This window comes from Nocardioides sp. TF02-7, from assembly GCF_022437945.1.
In the GTDB taxonomy this organism is placed as follows: domain Bacteria; phylum Actinomycetota; class Actinomycetes; order Propionibacteriales; family Nocardioidaceae; genus Nocardioides.
This window is the reverse complement of the sequence record NZ_CP092535.1, coordinates 1,200,370-1,222,084: the sequence shown is the minus strand read 5'-3', so window position 1 is coordinate 1,222,084 and position 21,715 is coordinate 1,200,370. Positions and strand designations below refer to the sequence as shown.

Sequence of the window (21,715 nt, the reverse complement as noted above, 5' to 3'; positions counted from 1 at the left end):
GCCCCACCGCACGGCGCAGGCGTCAGGCCGGCTCCGGGACGGGGCCGAGCAGCTCGATGCCGTGCTGCTCGGCGATGGTGAGCACGGCCTCCATGCCGGCACTGCCGGCACTACCGGCACTGCCCTCGGCCGCGAGGGCGGCAGCGGCCCGGGAGAAGCCCTCCATGGCCGCTCCGGGTGAGTGCACGCCGAACGCGACCGCCTCCCGCTCACCCTCGTTGCGGATCGTGTGCGGCGTGCCGCCGGCGAGCGGCATGGTCTGGCCGGCGCGCACGGGCACCCGGTCGACGGCGCCGTCGGCACGGCCGACGTAGAACACGAGCTCGCCCTCGAGCACGTGGTAGACCTCGCTGGGCGCGTGCCGGTGCATCACCGGCGGTCCGCCGCCCGGCGGCATCCGGAGCAGGACGGCGAAGATGTCGCCGTTGGTGTGCGCGCAGTCGGCGAGGACCACGAGCTCGTCGGTGCCGAGGGCGATCCGCTCGGCGTTGGTGGGGTCGGCGGGCTGATCGACAGGTAGCATGTCCATATGTGGAGTATGGACAGGGAGCCTGTCTGATGTCAAGGGAACGGCCCCGTCTCGCCGGTGGCGACCGACCGGTCAACACGGTCGTGCTGCTCCGGGAGGCCTTCGTCACCCTCAACGACCGGGTGATCGCGCGTCTGGCCGAGCGTGGCCACCGCGCCGTCCGGCCGGCGCACAGCGCCGTCTTCGAGCACCTCGACGACACCGGCACGCCGGTGGCGCGGCTGGCCGAGCGGGCGCAGATGACCAAGCAGGCGATGGCCGAGCTGGTCGCGCACCTCGAGCGGCACGGGTACGTCGAGCGGCGCCCCGACCCACGCGACCGGCGCGCCAAGCTGGTGGTCGCCACGGCGAGGGGTGAGGAGGTGTTCGCCATCGCGCGCAACCTGGTGCCGGAGATCGAGGCCGAGATCGAGCGGCTGCTCGGACCCGGTCGGGCCGAGGCGCTCCGCGCCGACCTCGACCGGTTGCGCGAGGAGGAGCCGACCTGAGCGTCGCGGCCACAGGCCCCTCGCTAGATTGGGTGGGTGAACCCCCCGCCACCGCCGACTCGTGATCCCGGTCGCGCTGGTGGGCCTGCTGGCGATCGTGGTCGTGGCCGCGATCCTCAAGTGACGCGCACGGGCTGAGATGGGCAAGTCGACGACCACCGACCCGCTGCTCCGCGGGCTCGCGCGGGTGCGCAGCCACGTGCTGGACCCCGAGCTGCTGGTCCGCGCGGTCGCGTCCGGACGCCAGCGCGGCGCGCAGCCGCGGTGGCGGCGGGCCGAGCTCCGCTGGGTGGACCTCAAGGCCGGGCGCCACCTGCAGGTGACGACGTACGACGCCACCCAGGCGCACACCGCCAACCACCGGGCGGGCGACCCCGCACGCGAGGCCGTCGACGCGCTGCTCGACGAGCCGTTCGGCAACTGGCACGTCGAGACGACGACGCAGGTGCTGCAGCTGCGGGTCACCAAGAAGCTCGAGGCCGTCACCCACGTCAGCGACCGGGACCGGCCGGTGGTTGCCGAGCGCGCGCACGACCGCGACAAGGAGCGGCTGCTGCCGGAGGACGACCCCGTGCTCGCCGCGCTCGGGCTCGCCGACGCCGACGGGCGGATCAAGCCCAGCCGGCAGGCGAAGTACCGCCAGGTCGAGGAGTTCCTGCGGATCCTCGACGCGTCGATCACCGACGCGCTCGGCAACCAGCTGCGCCGCCCGACGCCGGAGGACCCGCTGCGGATCGTCGACCTCGGCTGCGGCAACGGCTACCTCACCTTCGCCGCCCACCGCTTCCTCGCCGATCGGCGCGGCCTGCCCGTGCGGCTGGTCGGCGTCGACGTCAAGGAGCAGTCGCGCGAGCACAACGCCGCCGTCGCCGAGCGGCTGGGCATCGACGCCGACTTCGTCGTCGGCACCATCGACGGCGCCGAGCTCCCCCGACCGCGACCAGCGCCCCGACGTCGTCCTCGCCCTGCACGCCTGCGACACCGCCACCGACGAGGCGCTCGCCCGGGCCGTCGCCTGGGACGCCCCGCTGGTCCTCGCCGCACCGTGCTGCCACCACGACGTCGCCGCCCAGCTGCGGCGGACGCCCACGCCGGCGCCGTACGCCGCCCTCACCCGGCACGGCATCCTGCGGGAGCGGTTCGCCGACACCCTCACCGACGCGCTGCGCGCCACGCTGCTGCGGCTGCAGGGCTACCGGGTCGAGGTGATGCAGTTCGTCGAGAGCCAGCACACGCCGCGCAACACCCTCCTGCGAGCGGTGCGGACCGGCGGGCCGGTGAAGGGCGGGGGCGTCCGCAAGGAGTACGACGACCTCGTCGCCACCTGGGGCATCACGCCGCGGCTGGCGACGCTGCTGGACGAGGGGGAGTGAGCCGGGTGGTCGGGCTGCTCGCGGCGCTGGCGGCGATGCCGTTCGCCGTGGGGGTGACCGTCGGCCAGGAGCCGGAGCCGGCGCCCGACGTCGTCTTCGCGTTCCAGGACCCCGAGATCATCGAGTCCAGCGGGCTGGTGGCCCGCGACGGGCTGTTCGCCACCCTCAATGACTCCGGCGACTCCGCCCGGGTGTTCACCCTCGACCCCGCGACCGGCGAGACGGTCGGCGTCACCGAGTGGGACGCCGACCCGGTCGACCTCGAGGCGATGGCCCCTGTCGGCGCGGGCGAGGTGCTGGTCGGCGACATCGGCGACAACCCGGGCCAGCGCGACTCGATCAGCGTCACCCGGCTGCCGGTCGGCGAGGGGACGCCGAGCGGGCCGGTGACGACGTACGAGCTGGTCTACCCGGACGGACGCCACGACGCCGAGTCGCTGCTCGTCCACCCCGGCACCGGCCAGGTGATGGTCGTCGCCAAGGAGATCATCGGCCGCCTCTACGTCGCGCCCGAGGAGCTCGCCGACGACCGGCCCAACCGGCTGGCCGAGGTCGGCGAGGTGCTGCCGGTCGCGACCGACGGCGCGTTCTTCCCCCGACGGCGACCACTTCGTGCTGCGCGGCTACACCACCGCCGCGGTCTACGAGTGGCCGTCGCTGCGCGAGGTCGGGGAGTTCCCGCTGCCCAGGCAGCGGCAGGAGGAGGGCATCGCCGTCGACGAGCAGGACCGGGTGTTCCTCAGCTCGGAGGGGCAGTTCGCCGAGGTGCTGCAGGTGCGGCTGCCACCGGAGGTGCAGGCCGCGGTCGACGGCGACGACGGCGGCGCGGACGGGGCGGACGACCCGTCGCCGGACGCCTCCTCCGACGGGAGTGAGGACGACCCGAGGGGCACCGGCGTCGACGGTGAGGCCCGGGAGGAGCCCGCCGGCGACGGTGGGTCGCCGTGGGGCTGGCTGCTCGGCGGGATCGCCGGCGCGGTGATCATCGTCGTGCTGCTGCGCTCGTTGCGGCCGCGCTGAATCCGCTGACCCCGGGCGGTGGCCCACGGGTCTTGACGCGGGCCGACGTGTAAGTGAACACTTACGCGTTATGAGGACCATCGACCCGTGGACCGCGCTGGGCGACCCGACCCGGCGCCGGATCCTCGCGCGGGTCGCGCACCGGCCCAGCTCGGTGACGACGATCGCGGGCGAGCTGCCGGTGAGCCGGCCGGCCGTCTCCCAGCACCTGCAGGTGCTGCTCCAGGCGCGGCTGGTCGACGTCCGGCCGCAGGGGGCGGGAGCGGATCTACGCCGCGCGGCTCGACGGCCTCGACGAGCTGCGCCGCGAGCTGGAGACGTTCTGGCGGCACGCGCTCACCAACTTCAAGCAGGTCACCGAGGAAGCCCACCGGAGAGAAACAGAGAAGGAGCAAGGACGATGACCGTCGCAAGCAGTGACGCCGAGGCCGCCGAGGTGCGGCTCGACATCGTGGTCGACGTCCCGCGCGAGCGGGCCTTCGCCGACTTCGTGGAGCGGTTCGACCAGATCAAGCCGCGGGAGTACAACCTGCTCGCGGTCGACGTCGAGGAGACCGTCTTCGAGCCCCGCGTCGGCGGGCACGTCTACGACCGCGGCGTCGACGGCAGCGAGTGCCGGTGGGCGCGGGTGCTCGCGTTCGAGCCGCCGGAGCGGTTCGTCATCAGCTGGGACATCGACCTGCGGTGGCAGCTCGAGACCGACCCCGACCGCACCAGCGAGGTCGAGGTGACCTTCGTCGAGCTCGGCCCCGAGCAGACGCGGGTCGACCTCGTCCACCGCCACCTCGAGCGGCACGGCGACGGCTGGGAGGGCTACCGCGAGGGTCTCGCCGCCGACGACGGCTGGCCGGTGTTCCTCGAGCGGTACCGCGCGCTGACGGGCTGAGACCGGGCCGACGTCGGCGGGACCTGCGAGCATCACCGCGTGACGTCGTACGAGTTCGAGGCGCCGCTGTGGCAGTGGCAGGCCCGCGACGAGCCGGGCGGGTGGTTCTTCGTCTCGTTGCCCTTCGACGTCGCCGACGAGATCGAGGCGACCGCACCGCCGAAGGGGTTCGGCAGCGTGCGGGTCGAGGTCACGGTCGGCGCCACCACCTGGCAGACCTCGGTCTTCCCGAGCAGCGAGGAGAAGACCTACGTCCTCCCGGTGAAGAAGCAGGTGCGCGACCGGGAGCGCCTCGTCGACGGCCGCCGCTGCCGGGTGACGTTGCGACCCCTCTGAGCGGGGTACCTGCACGGGGTGCCCCGCCTGCGCCGCTCCTCGCCCGACCAGCCCGGCTGGACGCGGCGCCGTGCCGGCAAGGGCTGGGTCTTCCTCGACGAGTCCGGCCGGCGGCTGGCGCCGGAGCTCGCCGAGCGGTGCCGGGCGCTGGTGATCCCCCCGGCCTGGCAGGAGGTCTGGATCTGCCCCCCACCCCAACGGCCACCTCCAGGTCGTGGGCACCGACGACGCCGGCCGGCGGCAGTACATCTACCACCCGGTGTGGGTGGAGAAGCGGGCGGCGGAGAAGTACGACCGGGTGCTGCGGTTCGGCAAGCGCCTCCCGCAGGTCAGGGAGCGGGTCCTCGGCGACCTGCGCGAGGAGGGGTTGTCGGTCGAGCACGCCTGTGCGCTGGCGGTGCGACTGCTCGACGTCGGCTACTTCCGGATCGGCAACGACGTCTACGCCGAGGAGAACGGGTCGTTCGGGCTGACCACGCTCGAGCGGCAGCACGTGCGCCGGCGCGGCGGCTCGCTCGTCTTCGAGTTCACCGGCAAGTCCGGCATCGAGCACCGGATCGAGATCGAGGACCCGCTCATCGTCGAGACCCTCGAGCGGATGCGCCGCCGCCGCAGCACCGACCCGTCGCTGCTCGTCTTCCGCAACGGCCGCGGCTGGGGCTCGCTCACTCCCACCCACGTCAACGGCTACCTCCGCGAGGTCAGCGGCATGGACGCCACCGCCAAGGACTTCCGCACCTGGCACGCCACCGTGATCGCCGCCGCCGCCCTCGCGCAGGCACCCGGCCCCGAGGCCACCAAGACCGCGCGCAAGCGCGCCGTCACCGCGGTGATGCGCCAGGTGGCCGACTACCTCGGCAACACCCCGGCGCTCGCCCGGTCGGCGTACGTCGACCCGCGGGTGGTCGACGCCTACGAGGAGGGCCGCACGATCCGCGCCGCCACCCGGCGGACCTTCGACGACCCCGACGCCCGGCAGGCCGCACTGGAGCGGGCGACCCTTCGGCTGGTCCTCTCCAGGTGACGGACCGGCCCGTGGGAGGCTCCTCCCATGGAGGTCACCGTCGTCGAGGGCGACATCACCCGGCAGCAGGTCGACGCGATCGTCAACGCGGCCAACCGCCGGATGCGTGGCGGCGGCGGGGTCGACGGCGCCATCCACGCCGCCGGCGGCCCCGCGGTGCTCGAGGACTGCATCCGCCGGTTCCCCGACGGGCTCGCCACCGGTGACGCCGGCTGGACCACGGCCGGCGACCTGCCGACGCGGTGGGTCATCCACGTGGTCGGCCCCAACCACGCCGCGGGCGAGCGGGACAGGTCGCTGCTGACCTCCTGCTACCGCCGCGCGCTCGAGGTCGCCGACGAGCTCGGCGCCCGCACCGTCGCGTTCCCGCTGGTCTCCCGCCGGGATCTACGGCTGGCCCAAGGAGGACGCGGTCGACGCGGCCGTCGAGACGCTGCGCGGCACGCGCACGCAGGTCGCCGAGGCCCGGATCGTGGCGCTCGGCCGGGCGACGGCACGACCTCGTCGCCGGCCGGCTCTGACGACAAACCGGAGGCCGCCGTCGGTGCGGCCCACTATCCTCACGCACTGGAGGTGTGATGACTGACGAGGCGCTGCAACCTGCCCGGCGGGCGGTCGACGCGGTGAGGGTGGCAGGTGTGCTGGCGTACGTCGTCGGCGTCATCGTCTACCTCGAGTACTTCGGCCTGCCGAAGCAGACCGTCGAGGCGGTGCTGTGGATCTACCTCGGCACGGTCGCGTGGGACGTGCGGCGACCGCTGCGCGAGCACCTCGTCTTCCTCCGCGACTGGTGGCCGCCGTTCGCGGTGTTCACGTTCTACCTCTACAGCCGCGGTCTCTCCGACGACCTCGGCATCTTCAGCGTGCACGTCACCGAGCCGATCGAGGCCGACAAGTGGCTGTTCGGAGGCACGCTGCCGACGGAGTTCCTGCAGGCGCACCTGTGCGGGGTGCCGTGCGAGCGGTCGATGCCGCCCAACTGGTACGACGTGCTCCTCACCACCGTCTACTACTCCCACTTCTTCGCGGCGATCGGTGTCGCGGCCTACCTGTGGAAGCGCAACCGGCACCAGTGGGTCCGCTACATGCGGCGCTGGCTCACGGTGATCGTCGCCGCCGTGGTCTGCTTCGTCGTCTACCCGATGGCCCCGCCGTGGATGGCGTCGCGCGACGGCTACATCACCGAGGACATCTCCCGGATCACGGGCCGGGGCTGGGACTTCACCACCGGCGACGGCGGAGGTGGCGGCGCTGCCGCCCACCAGAGCGTCTCGGCGGTCGGCAACCAGGTCGCGGCGATGCCGTCGCTGCACGCAGGGTTCGCGGTGCTCGTCGCGTGGTGGGGGATCAGCCAGATGCGCAGCGGGTGGCGGTGGCTGCTGCTGCTCTACCCGCTGACGATGACGCTGATGCTCGTCTACTACGCCGAGCACTACGTCGTCGACGCCATCGCCGGCGCGCTGCTGGTGGCGGCGGCGATGGGCTTCTGGGCCTGGTGGGAGCGGCGTCGTACCGCCGGTGCGGCGGAGCCCGCCGGCGAGGCGGAGCTGACGGCGACGCGCTGACCGCTGGTCACGACGCCTTCTTGCGGCCCTTGCCCTTCTCCGCCGCGGCGACCGCGTCGGCCAGCTCGTCGGCCGACATGCTGGAGCGGCCGGGGATGTCGAGCTCCGACGCGCGCTTGGAGAGCTCCTTCTTCGACGGGCGTTTCGACGTTCCCTTCGACCTTCCCTTCGAGGTGTCGTCGTCGGCCTTGCGGGTGCGAAGCTTGTCGACGCGGTGGGCGTTGCCCGGCTTGTGGCCCTTCGCCTGCTCGACCGACGCCTGGAGGGCGGCCAGCAGGTCGACCACCTTCTCCGAGGTCTCCTCCGTGGTCTCCTCCCGGACGATCTCGCGGTTCTTCTTCTTGGCGTCGATCAGCTTCTGCACCCGCTCGGTGTAGGTGTCCTCGTAGTTCTTCGGGTCCCACTTCGTGGTGAGCGAGGTGACCAGGCTGACCGCCATGTCGAGGTCCTTCTTCGACACCTTGGTGCGGGTGGGGAGGTTGTCGATCTCCTTGCCGGGGTCGCGGACCTCGTCGGCGAAGTACATCGTCTCCAGCACGAGCACCCCGTCGTGCGGCCGGATGGCGGCGAGGTACTGCTTGCCGCGCATGACGAACGTCGCGACACCGATCCGCTCGGCCTGCTCCATCGCCTGCACCAGCAGGGCGTACGGCTTCTTCGCGGTGTCGTCGGACGGCGCGAGGTAGTAGGACTTCTGGTAGTAGGTCGGGTCGATCTCGGCGGCGTCGACGAAGTCGGTGATGTCGATCGTCCGGCTGCGGCCCGGCTCGACCGACTCCAGCTCCTCCTGGGTGAGCATCACGTAATCGCCGTCGCCCACCTCGGCACCCTTGACGATGTCCTTGTAGGCGACCTCGTCACCGGTCTGCTCGTTGACCCGCTGGTAGCGGATCCGGTTGGAGGTGCCCTTCTCGAACTGGTGGAAGTGCACCTCGTGGTCCTGGGTCGCCGAGAACAGTCCGACCGGCACGTTCACCAGCCCGAACGACACCGAGCCGGTCCAGATCGCGCGCGCCATCTCTCCACCTCCTGGTCGGACGAGGGGTACCCCCGGGCGACCGCGACTAGACGGCGTACCGCGCCTGCGCCTCCTCCGCCGCCCACCGCCGCAGCTCCTCCTCGGTGTAGGCGCGCAGGACGCAGAACTCGTTGCCGTCGGGATCGGCCATGACCACCCAGGAGACCCCGTCGCGGGCGCGCTGCCCGACGTCGACCTGCGTCGCGCCGAGGCTCTCCAGCCGCGCCACCTCGGCGGCCTGGTCCTCCGGCCGGAGGTCGGGGTGCCACCGGTTCTTCACCGTCTTGCCCTCGGGCACGCGGAGGAACAGCAGGTCGGGGGCGACCCCGTCCTGCGGACTGCCGGCCGGCGGCTCGAGCACGACCTCGTCAGGCGTGTCGTGGGTCCGCCGCCAACCGAGCGCCTCCTGCCAGAACGTCGCGATGCGGTCGGGGTCGGTCGTGTCGAGGTTGAAGCACTGGATGGTCAGGCCGGTCATGCGGACAGCCTTCCACCGGAGCGGCGTGGGGCGGGGGGACATCCGGTCTCGGCGTCGCTCTCCCGGCGGGGCGGGAGGTCGCATCTCCGGGGCCGACGTGACGGGCAAAACCTCCACTTGTCCGGCATTGCTTTGCCCGACATGTTGAGGTTTCCCCGGTCGGCCGGGGAAACCTCACCCCTCGCGCCCGCTCGGACCCCCCGCGCCCCGCCCGCCCCCGCCGGATGCCCACCCGCCCGCCGGGTACCCGTCCACCACACCGAGACGCCCGACGACGGAGGCGAGAGATGAACGCGGACAACAGGGGACGGCTCGACGACGATCAGGAGCGGCAGGAGACGTCGTCGACGACGGACGGGCCGGCGGCGGCCGGTGAGTACGACGCGGCGCAGGGGTCGCCCGACAGCGGCACGCACCCGACCCGCGACCGGGAGGCGGGGATGCCCCGCTCGGACGCGGACGAGGGGAGCGACGCCGCGGACTGAGCCCCCGCAGCGCTACCGGATCGCCCGCCGGTACTGCACCGGCCACAGCTCCTCGGCGTCCTCGCCGAGCTCGCGGGCGGCGCGCAGCGGCCAGTGCGGGTCGCGCAGCAGCTCGCGGCCGAGCAGCACGACGTCGGCGGACCCGTCGGCGAGGATGTCCTCGGCCCGCTTGGGCTCGGTGATCAGGCCGACGGCGCCGACGGGCAGGCCGGCCTCGGTGCGGACCCGCCGCGCGAACGGCACCTGGTAGCCCGGCCCGACCGGGATGTCGGTGAGCACGTTGCCGCCGGTCGAGGTGTCGATCAGGTCGATGCCCTCGTCACGCAGCAGCGCGGCCAGGCGCACGGTGTCGTCGGCGTCCCAGCCGCCGTCGACCCAGTCGGTCGCGGACAGCCGGACGAGGAGCGGCACGCCGCTGACGCGCGCGCGGACCTCCCGCACCACCTCCAGCAGCAGCCTCGCCCGGTTGTCGAACGCGCCGCCGTACTCGTCGTCGCGGTGGTTGGACAGCGGCGAGAGGAACTCGTGCAGCAGGTAGCCGTGCGCCGCGTGGATCTCCAGGACGTCGAAGCCCGCGGCGACGCGCCCGCTCGGCCGCGTCGCCGAAGCCGGCGACGACCCGGTCGATGCCGGCCGTGTCCAGCGGCTCCGGGTCCTCGCGCAACCCGGGGAACGCGACGGCCGAGGGTGCGACGGGGCGCCACCCGCCGTCGGCGTCGTCCACGCCGCCGCGCCGCCCGGTGAAGCCGGAGTACGCCGACGCCTTGCGGCCGGCGTGCGCGAGCTGGATCCCGGCGGCCGCGCCCTGGCCGTGGAGGAACGCGACGATCCGGCTCCAGGCCGCCTGCTGCTCGTCGTTCCAGATGCCGGCGTCCTCGGGTGAGATCCGGCCCTCGGGCACGACGGCGGTCGCCTCGGTGATGACGAGACCGGCGCCGCCGCGCGCGAACGAGCCGAGGTGCACGAGGTGCCAGTCGTTGGGCACGCCGTCGACGGCGGAGTACTGGCACATCGGGGCCACCCACACGCGGTTGCGGATGGTGACGTCACGCAGGGTGATCGGGGCGAAGAGGTGGCTCACGGCGGCGGTGCCTCCTGGGCTCGGGCGAGCGGGTGTCCACCGCCCCAACCCGCACGCGGGGCCGGGGATTCCGAGACGCAGCAGGTCGCGATGTGGCCTCGCTCATCCTCGGGCGCCGGTCAGCCGAACTCCAGGCTGTCGGCGTCGGCGCCCCGCTGCTCGGCCGGTGTGGACCACGGCGTGACCGGCCGGCGCAGGAGCTCGCCGTCGACCCGGACGTCGGTGCGCTCGTTCCAGAACGCGACGTGGTCCCTGACGCGGAGCGCGTCGTCGAGCGGTTGCCGGTAGGTCCAGCCGATGTCACGGCCGGCCGCGGAGCCGTCCGCGGTCGAGAGGTACGTCGCGTGGCCCTTGTAGGCGCAGGTGCTGCGGGTGTCGCTGGGGCGCAGCAGCGACGTCGCGACGTCGGCGGGCGGGACGTAGTACCGGACCGGGAGGTGGGTCTCGATCAGCAGCAGCGGCCGGTCGGTCGCGGCCAGCACGGTGCCGTCGAGGCTGATCTCGACGTGCCGGCGGCTGCTGAGGACGTCGATCCGCTTGAACGGGTCGTGCGGGTGGCCGACGAGCTCCTCGTCCTCGGCCAGCCAGCGGTCGAAGGCCGCGAAGTCGAGCACGACCAGCCCGTCCAGGACGGGGTCGTCCGGCCGGAACCCGGCCCGGTCGAGCCGCCGGTCCGGCCCGACGAGGTCGACGACCGTCCCGGGCGTGGTGTGCGGCTCGAAGCTGTCGGGGCCGAGCATCGGCGGGTACGCCGCGAGGTCGGGCGCCGCGGGCGGCGGCTCGGTCGGCTCGACCGCGAGCAGCAGGTCGTCCTCCGGGACGGCGTAGACCGGCACCAGCCGCCGCGGCTCCCAGACCAGCGCGGCGCGCACGGTGTCGAGCGCGGGCCGCCCGTCGACGTACGCGCGGAGCCGCACCGCGACCGGCTCGAACCGCAGCTCGGAGATCGACTGACCGAGGTGTCGCTTCATGCGCAGGGCCATGGTCCATGAGACACCCGCGCCGCCCCCGGGGTCGAGGCCGTGCGGGGCGACGGCCCCGACCGCGCGGGGGTCAGCCGGTCAGAGGTTCTCGACCACGAAGTCGATGCACCGCGTGAGGGCCTCGACGTCGGCGGGGTCGACGGCGGGGTACATCGCGATCCGCAGCTGGTTGCGGCCGAGCTTGCGGTAGGGCTCGGTGTCGACGATGCCGTTGGCGCGTAGCACCTTGGCGACCTGGGCGGCGTCGATCGCGTCGTCGAGGTCGACGGTGCCGATGACGAGCGAGCGGTGCTCGGGGTCGGCGACGTAGGGCGTCGTGTAGGAGGTCTTCTCCGCCCAGCCGTAGAGGATCGACGACGACTCGGTGGTGCGCTCGACCATGCCCTTGAGCCCGCCCTGGCTGTTCATCCAGTCCAGCTGCTCGGCCATCAGGAAGAGCGTCGCGACCGACGGGGTGTTGTAGGTCTGGTTCTTCGCCGAGTTGTCGATCGCGGTCGGCAGGTCGAAGAACGCCGGGATGTGCCGCTCCGACGCCGCGATCCGCTGCGCCCGGTCGAGCGCCGCCGGCGACATCAGCGCGATCCACAGGCCGCCGTCGGAGGCGAAGCACTTCTGGGGCGCGAAGTAGTAGGCGTCGACCTGGGTGAGGTCGACCGGGAGACCGCCGGCACCGGACGTGGCGTCGACGAGCACCAGCGAGCCCTCGTCGGCACCCTGGGGGCGCACCACGGGCGCCATGACGGCGGTCGAGGTCTCGTTGTGGGCCCAGGCGTAGGCGTCGACGCCGGCCTCCGCGACCGGGGCCGGTCGGCTGCCCGGCTCCGACTTCACGACCGACGGCGCGTCGAGCCACGGCGCCTGCTCGGCGGCCTTGGCGAACTTGGAGGAGAACTCGCCGAAGCTGAGGTGCTGCGACTTCCGCTCGATCAGCCCGAACGTCGCGATGTCCCAGAACGCCGTCGCGCCGCCGTTGCCGAGCACGACCTCGTAGCCCTCGGGCAGCTCGAACAGCGCGGCGAGGCCCTCGCGGACCCGGCCCACGGTGTTCTTCACCGGCGCCTGCCGGTGGGACGTGCCCATCAGCGTCGCGCCGGTCGCGGCCAGCGCGTCGAGGTGGCTGGTCTGGATCTTCGAGGGCCCCGCGCCGAAGCGGCCGTCGGCGGGCTTGAGGTCGGCGGGGATCGTGAGGGCGTCGGTCATGTGGCTACCTTCGGTCGGGGTGGCGTGATGCTGACGACGCTGTCAGAGACGGCACCAGTGTGACAGCCAGGTCACGGCGATGTTGAATCGGGACGCTGCGCGGACACCGGGCCGCCGGCGTACGAGCGAGGAGGGGCCGATGACGACTGCCGACCGCCGTCCCGTCGACCAGCCTGCGGCGCTCGAGCTGGTGACGGTCGGCTACGGGCACCCGGACGCGCTCGCGCTGGTCGAGCGGGTCCAGGAGGAGTACGTCGTCCGCTACGGCTCGCCCGACGAGTCGCCGCTCGACCCGGCGATGTTCGAGCCGCCGGAGGGGCTGTTCCTCGTCGGCTACGTCGCCGGCACGCCCGTCGCGACCGGCGCCTGGCGCCGGTCGCCGGTGCGCGCCCTCGGCGGCACCGACGCGGTCGAGGTCAAGCGCATGTACGTCGTGCCCGAGGCCCGCGGCGCCGGTCACGCCCGCCGGGTGCTGGCCGAGCTCGAGGACACCGCGCGTGCCGCCGGTCACGACCTGGTGGTGCTCGAGACCGGCCTCCGGCAGCCGGAGGCGATCGGGCTCTACACGAGCTCGGGCTACGTCGAGGTGCAGCGCTTCGGGCACTACAGCGACAGCCCCTGTCGCGGTACCTCGGCAAGCGGATCTGACGGCGGGCCCGAGCCCGCCGCCGCTCAGGCGGCGGCGTGGTCGAGCTGCGGTGCGGCGGAGGTGAGGTGGCCGCGTCGCCACAGGGCGTGGACGACGAGCGCTGCGACCACCGAGCCGAGGGTGCCGAGCACCAGGTCGCCGAGCGTGTCGGTGTAGGCGAACTGCCGCTCGGTGCCGCCGCGGATGAACGCGACGTACTCACCCAGCTCCCACAGGATGGCGCCGGTCGCGCCGACGGCCAGCGCCCGCTCGACGGTGCGCACGAGCGAGGTCGACCGGTGCAGGGTCAGCAGGATCACCGCGGCCGCCAGCAGGCCGTTGTTCATGAAGTGCATCCAGTCGTCGAACCAGGTGATCGCGTCGTAGAGGTCCATCCGGTTGCCGAGGATGTCGGAGAAGCAGGTGATGGTGACCAGGAGGTCGGCCAGCCACGGGAACGACGCCCGCTCCTTCCACCACAGCAGCCAGATCGCCGGCACGGTGAAGGCGAGCAGCGGGTAGGCGACCGCCCGCGCCTCCGCGCCCTTGTCCCGCAGGTTCGCGACGTCGGGGTCGACGAGCGCGCTCAGCAGCATCCAGACGAGGAGGAACTTCGCCGTCACGTCCGCGGCCCGTACGACGGGCGGGGTCGGGTACCGGGCGACGACGGCCTCGGTCATGCCAGCTCCTGGTGCGAATCGAACGACGAGAACGGCGATTGTCGCATCCCGCTCCGTCCGCGCCCGCGGCGCGTTTGCCGCAGCGCCGAGCGGTTACCGCTCCGGGAACCCCGAGGAGGAACCATGGACACCTGGGTCTGGATCGTGATCGCCATCGTGGTGGCCCTGCTGGTCATCGCGGCGCTCGCCGCGCTGGCCGCGCGGAGGAAGCGCCACGTGACCCACGAGAAGCACCGCGCCGGCCGGGGAGGAGGCCGCCACCATCCGCACGGAGGCGGCGCACCGGGAGCCGGAGCTGCGCAAGCGGGAGGCGGAGGCGCAGCTGGCCGAGGCCGAGGCGCAGCGGGCGCGCGCCGAGGCCGACCGCCTCGACATGGTGGCCGGCGAGCACCGCGACGAGGTGCGGCGCGAGCGCAGCACGCTCGACGAGCAGCTGCACCGGGCCGACCAGGTCGACCCCGACACCGAGACGCCGCGGCACTCGAGCGGCTGAGAACCGGCGCAGCCACCGCGACCGGGGACGTCGTACGGACGGGGCCACCGGTGACCCCGTCCGTATGACGTCCCGCGAGGAGTCGCGAGCGCGACCGGCTCAGGCGGACCAGTCGGGGTTCCAGCCCTCGACCTCGTCGGCCTTCCGGGCGGACGGTCCGGCGTAGACCGCGGAGGGCCGGATCAGCCGGCCGGTGCGCTTCTGCTCGAGGATGTGGGCCGACCAGCCGCCGGTGCGGGCGCAGGTGAACATCGAGGTGAACATCGGCGCCGGCACCTCGGCGAAGTCGAGGACGATCGCGGCCCAGAACTCCACGTTGGTCTCGAGCACGCGGTCGGGGCGGCGCTCGCGGAGCTCGGCGAGGGCGGCCTGCTCGAGCGCCTCGGCGACCTCGTAGCGCGGGGCGCCGAGCTCGCGGGCGGTGCGGCGCAGCACCCGGGCGCGCGGGTCCTCCGCGCGGTAGACCCGGTGACCGAAGCCCATCAGCCGTTCGCCGTCGTCGAGCAGCCTCTTCACGTAGGCGCGGGCGTCACCGCTCTTCTCGACGTCCTCGATCATGCCCAGCACCCGCGACGGCGCGCCGCCGTGGAGCGGGCCGCTCATCGCGCCGATCGCACCGGAGAACGCGGCCGCCACGTCGGCGCCGGTCGACGTGATCACCCGCGCGGTGAACGTCGAGGCGTTCATCCCGTGCTCGGCCGCCGACGACCAGTAGGCGTCGATCGCGTGCGCGTGCTTGGGGTCGGCCTCGCCCTTCCAGCGGATGAGGAACTTCTCCGCCAGCGTGCGGCCCTCGTCGACCTCCTTCTGGGGCACGACCGGGAGGTGCAGCCCGCGCGCCGACTGCGCGGCGTACGACAGCACCATGACGGCGACCCGGGAGAGGTCGTTGCGCGCCTGCTCGTCGCTGATGTCGTAGGTCTGGCCGAAGCCGAACGCGGGCGCGAGCATCGCGATCGCCGCCTGCACGTCGACGCGCACGTCGCCGGTGTGCACCGGCAGCGTGAACGCCTCCGCCGGCGGCAGCCCGGGCGTGTAGGACCCGTCGATCAGCAGGCCCCACACGTGCTCGAACGGCACCCGGCCGGCCAGGTCCTCGATGTCGACGCCGCGGTAGCGCAGCGCGGAGCCCTCCTTGTCCGGCTCCGCGATCTGCGTCTCGAACGCGACGACGCCCTCCAGTCCGTGGTGTACCTCGGTCATCCGGCGTCTCCTGTCGTCCAGTGCCGCCGCGGACGTCCCGGGACGGGGGGGGCGGCGGGTCTCGCCGCATTCTGCACCACCTGCCGCGCCCGCCGGACGGGGGCGGCGGTGGTGGACGGACGACGGTCTGCCGCGCGCACCCGGCCGGGTGACAGACTCCGTGGCGTGACCGCGATGGAGGAGCCCGACCTCGCCGCGCTGCGGCAGGAGTACGGCGCCGCGGGCCTGGTCGAGGCCGACGCCGACCCGGACCCGTGGCTGATGTGGCGCCGCTGGTTCGCCGACGCGCAGGCGGCGCACCTGCACGAGCCGAACGCGATGGTGGTCGCGACCGTCTCGCCCGACGGCCGGCCCTCCGCCCGGACCGTGCTGCTCAAGGGCGTCTCGGAGGAGGGGTTCGCGTTCTTCACCAACACCGCCTCCCGCAAGGGCGAGGCGCTCGCGCACGAGCCCCGCTGCGCCCTGCTCTTCCCCTGGCACCCGCTCGAGCGGCAGGTGCGGGTCGAGGGGGTGGCCGCACCGTTGGACGCCGACGCGGTGGCGACGTACTTCGCCTCCCGGCCCCGCCACAGCCAGCTCGGCGCCTGGGCCTCGCCGCAGTCGACGGTCGTCCCGAGCCGGGAGGACCTCGCCGAGCGGTTCGCGGCCGCCGAGCGCCGCTTCGCCGGGCGCGAGGTGCCGGTGCCGCCGGAGTGGGGCGGCTACCGGGTCCGCCCCGAGACCTTCGAGTTCTGGCAGGGACGGCCCGGACGGATGCAGACCGGCTCCGCTACCGCCGGGACGGCAGCGGAGCCTGGGTGGTCGAGCGGCTGGCGCCGTAGCGCGTCAGCCGGCCGGCGGGTACACCTCCAGCTCCGCGAGCTGCAGCCGGAACAGGCCGCTGCCCGCCTCGTCCGGCGCTGCCGGGCCGAGCCGTGTGGCGCGCACGCGCAGGTAGCGGCCCGAGCCCTCGACGTCGTACCCGGTCCCGGTGGAGCCGTCGGAGACCTGCCCGGTGAAGGAGCCCACCGTCGTCCAGGTCTCGCCGTCGTCGGAGAGCTCGACCTGGAACACCTCCGGGAAGCCCGCACCGCCGTTGCCGGCCGGCTCGCCCGCGGTGGGGGTACGGGGCCACAGCCAGACCTGCCCGACCTCCTGGACGGAGCCGAGGTCGACCTGCACCCACTCCTCCGCGTCGCGCGAGCTCCGCGGCGGGTCGCTGGTGTAGCCGCGTGACGCCTCGGTGCTCGTCCGGAGGCCGTCGACGAGGTTCGCCCGGCCCCAGGAGCAGCAGTCGATGGTGGCCCGGGCGGTGACCGGCGCCCGGCCGCCAGGTTGTCGGCCGGGTCGGGAGGCGGCGGGGTCGCGTCGAGGGCGACCAGGTCGACCTGGAACCGGCCGGGCCACGGCCCGGTGGCAGACCCCGGAAGCCGACCTCGATCGCGGCGACGTCGATGCCCTCCCAGTCGCCGAGCGGCGCCCGCAGCTGGTTCCACGCGTCGGGCGTGACCCCCTGCTCGACCTCGAGCACGGTGCCGGTGCTGTCGGTGACGCGGAGCCGGCCGAAGAAGGGGCCGGAGCCACCGCCGTAGCCGTTGAGGTGGACGACCAGCGCCTGGTCGGGGGTGAAGGCGCGCGGCTGGTCGAGCCGCACCGACGCGGTGCGCCACTCGTTCGCAGCGATGCCCGGAGTAGGCGTGGCCTCCAGCAGCCGGCGGCCGAGACGAGCGATCCCCGGCCCGTTGGCGGTCGAGGTCACCGCCGCCACCGACGCGGAGCCCTCCGCGGCCGTCCAACCGTCGGTGCCGTCCTCGAAGTTGTGGATCAGCTCCACCCGCGGGTCGAGGCACGCCTCCTCCGTGACGTCGGCGGTGCAGTCGAGGTGGCGGACGAAGACCCGCGTCGAGGCGGTCTCCGACACCGAGCCGAACGCGCGCAGCTCGACCTCGAGCTCACCGCCCGCGGCGTCGACGGCGCGGGTGACCGTGAGGGGCACGACCCGCTGCCCGCGCGCCGGGACCGTCACCCGAGCGGGTCCGGCGGTCTCCCCAGCCCTCCGGGAGAGCGGTCACCGCGACCGTGACGGTGGCCGGCCGGTCGGAGCGGTTGCCGATCGTCGCGGCGACCTCGACCTCGGTCGCGTCCGGCTCCACCACCCGGGTGCCTGAGAGCCGGACGACCGCCACCGGAGCCGCGACCTGCGCCGGGAGCGCGACCGGGACGCGGAGCCCGCGTCCGGAGCGCCGGGCGGTCACCGTCGCCTTGAGGGTGTGCCCACCCTGCGCGGTCACCGGCACCGACACCTCGAACCTCGCGACCGCCTGACGACCTGCCCGGAGCCGCTTCGGCAGCGTCTTGGTCGTCCGCGCCGTCCACCCGCTGGGCAGGGCCAGCCGGGACGCCAGGCGCCGCAGCGGCACCTTGCCGTCGTTTGTGCAGCCGCAGCCGCACCTCGGAGGTCGTTCCCGCGGTCAGGCCGTCGGTCTCGATCGACGCCGCCACCTTGGTGCGCCCGGCCACCGCAGCGGTGAGCGCGGTCTGGGCGCGACGGACGTCGGCCCGCACCGCCGCGGCGGCCTTGGCCGACACGGCCCCGCGGCGCTGCTGGCGGCCCAGCCGGTCGAGCAGGAGCTGGAGTCCGCCGAGCGCGCGGGCCGCCCGGGCCTGCGCCTTCCCCGACGCACCGGCCCGGTGGGCCCGGAGCGCGGCGTCGACGGCGGTCAGCGACTGTCGCAGCGCGGGCCGGAGCACGCGCCGTGCGGCCGGCCGCACCCCCGGCCGAGCGAGGTCGGCGCGGGCGGCCACGACCGCGGTGCGTGCCTGGCGGAGCAGCCCACCGAGCCGGTCGACGGTGAAGGTGTAGGTGCCCGAGCCGACCTCCACCAGCACGTCGTCGCCGGCGCGGCGTACGTCGACCACGCCGGGGCGACCCGCGACCGGCCGGCCGCTCTCGAGCACCCAGCCGGGGCTCCCGGCGCTGACGTGGACGGTGGCCGTCGTGTTGGGCGGCACCGTCACCTGCTGCACCACGGAGCCGCGGACCGTCCGCCACGAGCTGCTGAGGTCGCCGTACGGCGTCGCCACCGTCGCGTTCCCCGACCGCACCTCGTCGGTGACCTGCGGGTCGATGACCGAGCGCCGGTAGCCGACGGACCCCGGCCGCTGCCGGATCCCGGCGACGTCGGCGTAGAGCCAGTCGTCGATCGAGGTGAACATGGGGTGGTTCAGGCTCGAGGCTCCGTTCCAGTCCTCCCAGATCGTCCCGGGTCCGTGCTCGAGCATGTAGCCCCACCCCGGGTGCTCCGTGCTGCGCACCACGTCGAGGACGACGTCGGACCGCCCGTGCATGGCGAGGGCTTGCGGGATGTAGCGGATGCCGGGCAGCCCGCCGGTGAAGTGGCCGCCGCGCTCGTCGACCACGTCGGCGACCAGGGTCTCGACGACGCCGTCGACGTGCTCGTCGGGGACGATCCCGAGGGTGAGCGGGAAGGCGTTGGCGAACTGGCTCGGCCCGTAGCTCGCGGCGACCGGGTCGAGGAACTCCCGGTTGATCGCGGCCGCGACATCGGCGGCCAGGTCGCCCAGCTCGGCTGCCTCGTCGTCCCGACCGGTGAGCTCCGCGGCGAGCGCGACGGTCTGCAGCGCCCAGTAGTAGAACCCGGAGCGGAACAGCGTCGAGTCGGTCTGCTCCACGCCGAGCCAGTCGTTGCCCCAGCGGTGTGCGGGATCGGTCACCAGGTGGTCCTCGGTGGTGGTGCCGAGGTAGTCGACGTAGGCCCGCAGCGACGGGTACTGCTCGGTGAGCAGCCGCGCGTCGCCGTAGCGCTGGTAGACGTAGAGCGGGATCAGGTAGTGCGAGGCGCCCCAGGCGGGATCCGACCGGTTCTCCCACGGGTCGCTGGGCTCGGTGGGGATGATGTCGGGGATCCGGCCGTCGGGTCGCTGGGCGGCGACGTGCTCCTCGCTCCAGTTCGTGTAGAAGGCGGCCATCCCGTAGTTGTTGATCGTCGCCTCCGCCGCGATGTGACCGTCAGCGGTCCAGCCGCGCTTCTCGCGGGTCGGCGTGTCCTCGGGCACGGCGTGCAGCCCGTTGACCTGGGTCTGCCGGTCGGCGGCGTGGAGCCGGTCGAGCATGCTGTCGTCGCTGTCGAAGGAGCCGGTGGGCGCCACCGCGTTGTGGACCTCGCGGGCGACGACGTCGCCCGGCTCGGGCGCGTGCGGCAGCCCGGTCACCTCGACCCAGCGGAACCCGGCGTAGACGAACGACGGCTCCCAGACGGCGCGGCCGCCCGCGGCGAGGTAGGTGTTGGTCTGGGCGGCACCGATGACCCCGTTGTCCACGCGGCCGTCGGTGAGCCGCTCCCCGTGCTTGAGACTGACCTCGGTGCCGGCCGGGAGGTCGACGTCGATGCGCGTCCAGCCGCTGCGGTTCTGGCCGAAGTCGAGGACGTAGACCCCCGGCGCCGGCTCGGTGACCGCGACCGGGTCGTGGTCGGCGACGACCTCCATCGGCTCGAAGGCCGCGGCGGCCATGGTCCCGGGCTCCTCGTCGGTCACCCGGACCTGCTCCCAGCCCGCGCTGTCGGTGCCGGGCTCGGACCAGCCGTCCACCTCGCGCCGGGCGTCGTACTTCTCGCCGTGGAAGCGGTGGGCACGGGTCACCGGACCCACGGTGGAGCGCCACGTCCCGTCGGTCGCGAGCACGTGTGAGGTGCCGTCGGCGAGGGTCACCGCCAGCTGCGCGAGCACGTCGGAGTCCTCGCCGATCATCAGGCCGAGGGCGTTGTCACCCTCGCCGACGAGCTCGGTGACGTCGTAGGTCCGGTAGAGGGCCCGGACGCGGGTGTCGACGCTCGTCGACTCGATCTCGGTGTCCGACACCCGCTCGCCGTTGATCCAGGCCTCGTAGATGCCGCGCGCGAGACCGAACTGCTGCTCGCAGCAGATGCCCTGCCCGTCGGGGCCGCGCTCGAAGCTGCCCCGTCCGGACACGTAGAGCCGTGCCCGGGCGACGTCGTCGGGCAGCGCGAGCTCCCCGCGCAGGTAGGAGCCGCCGGTCCGCTCGGTGCCCGGCGCGATCCAGGCGGCCTGCCAGTCCTCCGCGGCGAGCAGCCCGGTCTCGAACCACGAGGGGTCGCTCCACGACGAGGCACGACCAGCGCCGTCCCAGACCCGGACCCGCCAGTGGTAGCGGGTGGCGGACGCGAGCGCGTCGCCGGCGTACTCCACCCCGGCGGAGCGGTCGGAGGCCACGCGGCCCGAGTCCCAGGCGAGCTCGCCGGCGAAGTCGGACGTGGTGGCGACCTGGACCTGGTAAGCGGACTGCACGATGCCGCGGGGGCGGCCGGTCAGCTGCCAGGCCAGGAGAGGCTGCTCGGCGTCGATGCCGAGCGGGCGGTCGAGGTGCTCGGTCGTCAGGGACCCGACCGCGACCGGCGCCGCGGCAGCAGCGAGACGGGGCGCGGCCGGTTCCACCGCGGCTGCAGGCGCAGCGACGGGTGCGACCGTGGTGATCGCCAGCGCGGCGGCGAGAGCGGCCGGGGGCGAGGACCGAGCGGGAACGGCGGGTACGACGGGTACGGCGGGCATGGCGGGTCGGGAGCATCGAGCGGCGTCCTTTCGTCGCCGCGGACGTTAGAGGCCGGGATGTGACGACGGCAACACTTTCGCTATAACGTTTCAACGGATGGGCCGAAACGTTTCAACCCAGGTCGGCCGCTGCTCTGGCGCGCCCGAAGGGGGCGGCCCCGCTTGTGAGTGAGCGCTCACTCACTTAGTCTGGCGGCATGTCTCCGCGCGCCCGCCCGTTGTCGCCCGACGAGCGCCGCGAGGCGCTGATCGCGGCGACCCGCCCGCTGCTCTACGAGCACGGCCGCGCCGTGACCACCCGGCTGATCGCCGAAGCCGCGGGGGTCGCCGAGGGCACGATCTTCCGGGTCTTCTCCTCCAAGGAGGAGCTCGTCGACGCGACGCTCGCGCGGTGCTTCGAGCCGACCGAGTTCCTCCGCCGCCTCGACGAGATCGACCGCGGGGCGCCCCTGGAGGAGCGGCTGCTCGCGATGACCTCGATCCTGCAGCAGCGGTTCCTCGCCATCTTCGGGCTGATGCGGGCGATGGGGCTGGTCGCTCCTCCGCAGCACCTGCGTGAACACCCTGGTCTCGCGCACGGCCTGGGGGAGGCCCAGGCCCGGATGCTCGCCCTGATCGAGCCGGACGCCCACCGGCTCGCCGTACCTCCGCGGCAGGTGCTCCACCTGCTGCGCATG

Annotated in this window: 18 protein-coding genes and 3 pseudogenes; 13 read left to right on the top strand and 8 right to left on the bottom strand. The window is 73.6% G+C overall.

The features are described 5' to 3' along the window. Positions 1-22 precede the first annotated feature (22 nt). A complete protein-coding gene (locus MF408_RS06245; protein WP_240250687.1) occupies positions 23-523 on the bottom strand; it encodes a cupin domain-containing protein in 501 nt (166 codons plus the stop codon). 89 nt (positions 524-612) lie between these two features. On the opposite strand from MF408_RS06245, the gene MF408_RS06240 reads away from it, so the two are divergent. The 9 genes and pseudogenes from MF408_RS06240 (at position 613) to MF408_RS06200 (ending at position 7,221) form a co-directional block, all read left to right on the top strand. Beyond that, entirely contained in the window at positions 613-1,017 is a 405-nt protein-coding gene (locus MF408_RS06240; protein WP_240250686.1) for a MarR family transcriptional regulator, read from the top strand. 139 nt (positions 1,018-1,156) lie between these two features. Beyond that, a complete protein-coding gene (locus MF408_RS26665) occupies positions 1,157-3,265 on the top strand; it encodes a methyltransferase (RefSeq protein WP_345893858.1) in 2,109 nt (702 codons plus the stop codon). Beyond that, positions 3,165-3,410, top strand: a complete 246-nt coding sequence (locus tag MF408_RS06225; RefSeq protein ID WP_240250684.1) for a hypothetical protein — start codon at positions 3,165-3,167, stop codon at positions 3,408-3,410. The genes MF408_RS26665 and MF408_RS06225 overlap by 101 nt, the downstream gene beginning before the upstream one ends. A gap of 70 nt (positions 3,411-3,480) precedes the next feature. Further along, positions 3,481-4,296: a metalloregulator ArsR/SmtB family transcription factor gene (locus MF408_RS06220; RefSeq protein WP_240250683.1), complete on the top strand. Its 816-nt coding sequence runs from the start codon at positions 3,481-3,483 to the stop codon at positions 4,294-4,296. Positions 4,297-4,335: 39 nt separating this feature from the next. Then, positions 4,336-4,632 carry a DUF1905 domain-containing protein gene (locus tag MF408_RS06215; RefSeq protein WP_240250682.1) on the top strand — a complete coding sequence of 99 codons (297 nt, stop codon included), beginning with the start codon at positions 4,336-4,338 and terminating at the stop codon, positions 4,630-4,632. Positions 4,633-4,650: 18 nt separating this feature from the next. Continuing rightward, positions 4,651-4,775 (top strand): annotated as a pseudogene (locus MF408_RS26660) (DNA topoisomerase IB); the annotation flags it as partial. A gap of 71 nt (positions 4,776-4,846) precedes the next feature. Further along, positions 4,847-5,656 carry a DNA topoisomerase IB gene (locus MF408_RS06210; RefSeq protein ID WP_240250681.1) on the top strand — a complete coding sequence of 270 codons (810 nt, stop codon included), beginning with the start codon at positions 4,847-4,849 and terminating at the stop codon, positions 5,654-5,656. Positions 5,657-5,683: 27 nt separating this feature from the next. Then, positions 5,684-6,235, top strand: coding sequence for a macro domain-containing protein (locus MF408_RS06205; protein ID WP_240250680.1), 552 nt, complete (start codon positions 5,684-5,686; stop codon positions 6,233-6,235). After that, entirely contained in the window at positions 6,235-7,221 is a 987-nt protein-coding gene (locus MF408_RS06200) for a phosphatase PAP2 family protein (protein WP_240250679.1), read from the top strand. The genes MF408_RS06205 and MF408_RS06200 overlap by 1 nt, the downstream gene beginning before the upstream one ends. A gap of 7 nt (positions 7,222-7,228) precedes the next feature. Here the strand turns inward: MF408_RS06200 and MF408_RS06195 are convergent, their stop codons facing one another. Both MF408_RS06195 and MF408_RS06190 read right to left on the bottom strand, forming a co-directional pair. Continuing rightward, the gene (locus MF408_RS06195; protein ID WP_240250678.1) at positions 7,229-8,239 is read right to left on the bottom strand and encodes a Ku protein; all 1,011 of its coding nucleotides are present in this window, start codon (positions 8,237-8,239) and stop codon (positions 7,229-7,231) included. A 46-nt stretch (positions 8,240-8,285) separates the two neighbouring features. After that, positions 8,286-8,717: a VOC family protein gene (locus tag MF408_RS06190; protein WP_240250677.1), complete on the bottom strand. Its 432-nt coding sequence runs from the start codon at positions 8,715-8,717 to the stop codon at positions 8,286-8,288. Positions 8,718-9,004: 287 nt separating this feature from the next. On the opposite strand from MF408_RS06190, the gene MF408_RS06185 reads away from it, so the two are divergent. Next, the gene (locus tag MF408_RS06185) at positions 9,005-9,202 is read left to right on the top strand and encodes a hypothetical protein (RefSeq protein WP_240250676.1); all 198 of its coding nucleotides are present in this window, start codon (positions 9,005-9,007) and stop codon (positions 9,200-9,202) included. A 12-nt stretch (positions 9,203-9,214) separates the two neighbouring features. Here MF408_RS06185 and MF408_RS26655 read toward each other — a convergent pair. The 3 genes and pseudogenes from MF408_RS26655 to serC form a co-directional block, all read right to left on the bottom strand. Beyond that, positions 9,215-10,214, bottom strand: a pseudogene (locus tag MF408_RS26655) (NADH:flavin oxidoreductase/NADH oxidase). Between the two features lie 188 nt (positions 10,215-10,402). Next, the gene (locus tag MF408_RS06175; RefSeq protein WP_240250675.1) at positions 10,403-11,254 is read right to left on the bottom strand and encodes a DUF427 domain-containing protein; all 852 of its coding nucleotides are present in this window, start codon (positions 11,252-11,254) and stop codon (positions 10,403-10,405) included. 90 nt (positions 11,255-11,344) lie between these two features. Next, positions 11,345-12,466, bottom strand: a complete 1,122-nt coding sequence (serC, locus tag MF408_RS06170; RefSeq protein ID WP_240250674.1) for a phosphoserine transaminase — start codon at positions 12,464-12,466, stop codon at positions 11,345-11,347. A 139-nt stretch (positions 12,467-12,605) separates the two neighbouring features. Here serC and MF408_RS06165 point away from each other — a divergent pair, with 139 nt between their 5' ends. Then, positions 12,606-13,271 carry a GNAT family N-acetyltransferase gene (locus MF408_RS06165; protein ID WP_240250673.1) on the top strand — a complete coding sequence of 222 codons (666 nt, stop codon included), beginning with the start codon at positions 12,606-12,608 and terminating at the stop codon, positions 13,269-13,271. Positions 13,272-14,366: 1,095 nt separating this feature from the next. Here the strand turns inward: MF408_RS06165 and MF408_RS06160 are convergent. Continuing rightward, positions 14,367-15,470, bottom strand: a complete 1,104-nt coding sequence (locus MF408_RS06160; protein WP_240250672.1) for a citrate synthase 2 — start codon at positions 15,468-15,470, stop codon at positions 14,367-14,369. 174 nt (positions 15,471-15,644) lie between these two features. Between MF408_RS06160 and pdxH the strand changes: the two genes are divergently transcribed. Continuing rightward, complete coding sequence (gene pdxH / locus MF408_RS26650) at positions 15,645-16,685, top strand: pyridoxamine 5'-phosphate oxidase (RefSeq protein WP_345893917.1); 1,041 nt, start codon at positions 15,645-15,647, stop codon at positions 16,683-16,685. A gap of 786 nt (positions 16,686-17,471) precedes the next feature. Here the strand turns inward: pdxH and MF408_RS06145 are convergent. Next, positions 17,472-21,038, bottom strand: coding sequence for an alpha-L-rhamnosidase (locus MF408_RS06145; RefSeq protein ID WP_240250670.1), 3,567 nt, complete (start codon positions 21,036-21,038; stop codon positions 17,472-17,474). A gap of 197 nt (positions 21,039-21,235) precedes the next feature. Between MF408_RS06145 and MF408_RS06140 the strand changes: the two are divergent. Continuing rightward, positions 21,236-21,406, top strand: a pseudogene (locus MF408_RS06140) (helix-turn-helix domain-containing protein); the annotation flags it as partial. Between the last annotated feature and the right edge of the window lie 309 nt (positions 21,407-21,715).

Bases quoted from the DNA above. Each gene is read 5' to 3' on its own strand.
- MF408_RS06175 (WP_240250675.1), bottom strand. From the start codon at position 11,254: ATGAAGCGACACCTCGGTCAGTCGATCTCCGAGCTGCGGTTCGAGCCG.
- MF408_RS06200 (WP_240250679.1), top strand. From the start codon at position 6,235: ATGACTGACGAGGCGCTGCAACCTGCCCGGCGGGCGGTCGACGCGGTG.
- MF408_RS06160 (WP_240250672.1), bottom strand. From the start codon at position 15,470: ATGACCGAGGTACACCACGGACTGGAGGGCGTCGTCGCGTTCGAGACG.
- MF408_RS06245 (WP_240250687.1), bottom strand. From the start codon at position 523: ATGCTACCTGTCGATCAGCCCGCCGACCCCACCAACGCCGAGCGGATC.
- MF408_RS26665 (WP_345893858.1), top strand. From the start codon at position 1,157: ATGGGCAAGTCGACGACCACCGACCCGCTGCTCCGCGGGCTCGCGCGG.
- MF408_RS06220 (WP_240250683.1), top strand. From the start codon at position 3,481: ATGAGGACCATCGACCCGTGGACCGCGCTGGGCGACCCGACCCGGCGC.
- MF408_RS06165 (WP_240250673.1), top strand. From the start codon at position 12,606: ATGACGACTGCCGACCGCCGTCCCGTCGACCAGCCTGCGGCGCTCGAG.
- MF408_RS06205 (WP_240250680.1), top strand. From the start codon at position 5,684: ATGGAGGTCACCGTCGTCGAGGGCGACATCACCCGGCAGCAGGTCGAC.
- serC (WP_240250674.1), bottom strand. From the start codon at position 12,466: ATGACCGACGCCCTCACGATCCCCGCCGACCTCAAGCCCGCCGACGGC.
- pdxH (WP_345893917.1), top strand. From the start codon at position 15,645: ATGGAGGAGCCCGACCTCGCCGCGCTGCGGCAGGAGTACGGCGCCGCG.
- MF408_RS06190 (WP_240250677.1), bottom strand. From the start codon at position 8,717: ATGACCGGCCTGACCATCCAGTGCTTCAACCTCGACACGACCGACCCC.
- MF408_RS06195 (WP_240250678.1), bottom strand. From the start codon at position 8,239: ATGGCGCGCGCGATCTGGACCGGCTCGGTGTCGTTCGGGCTGGTGAAC.
- MF408_RS06185 (WP_240250676.1), top strand. From the start codon at position 9,005: ATGAACGCGGACAACAGGGGACGGCTCGACGACGATCAGGAGCGGCAG.
- MF408_RS06145 (WP_240250670.1), bottom strand. From the start codon at position 21,038: ATGCCCGCCGTACCCGTCGTACCCGCCGTTCCCGCTCGGTCCTCGCCC.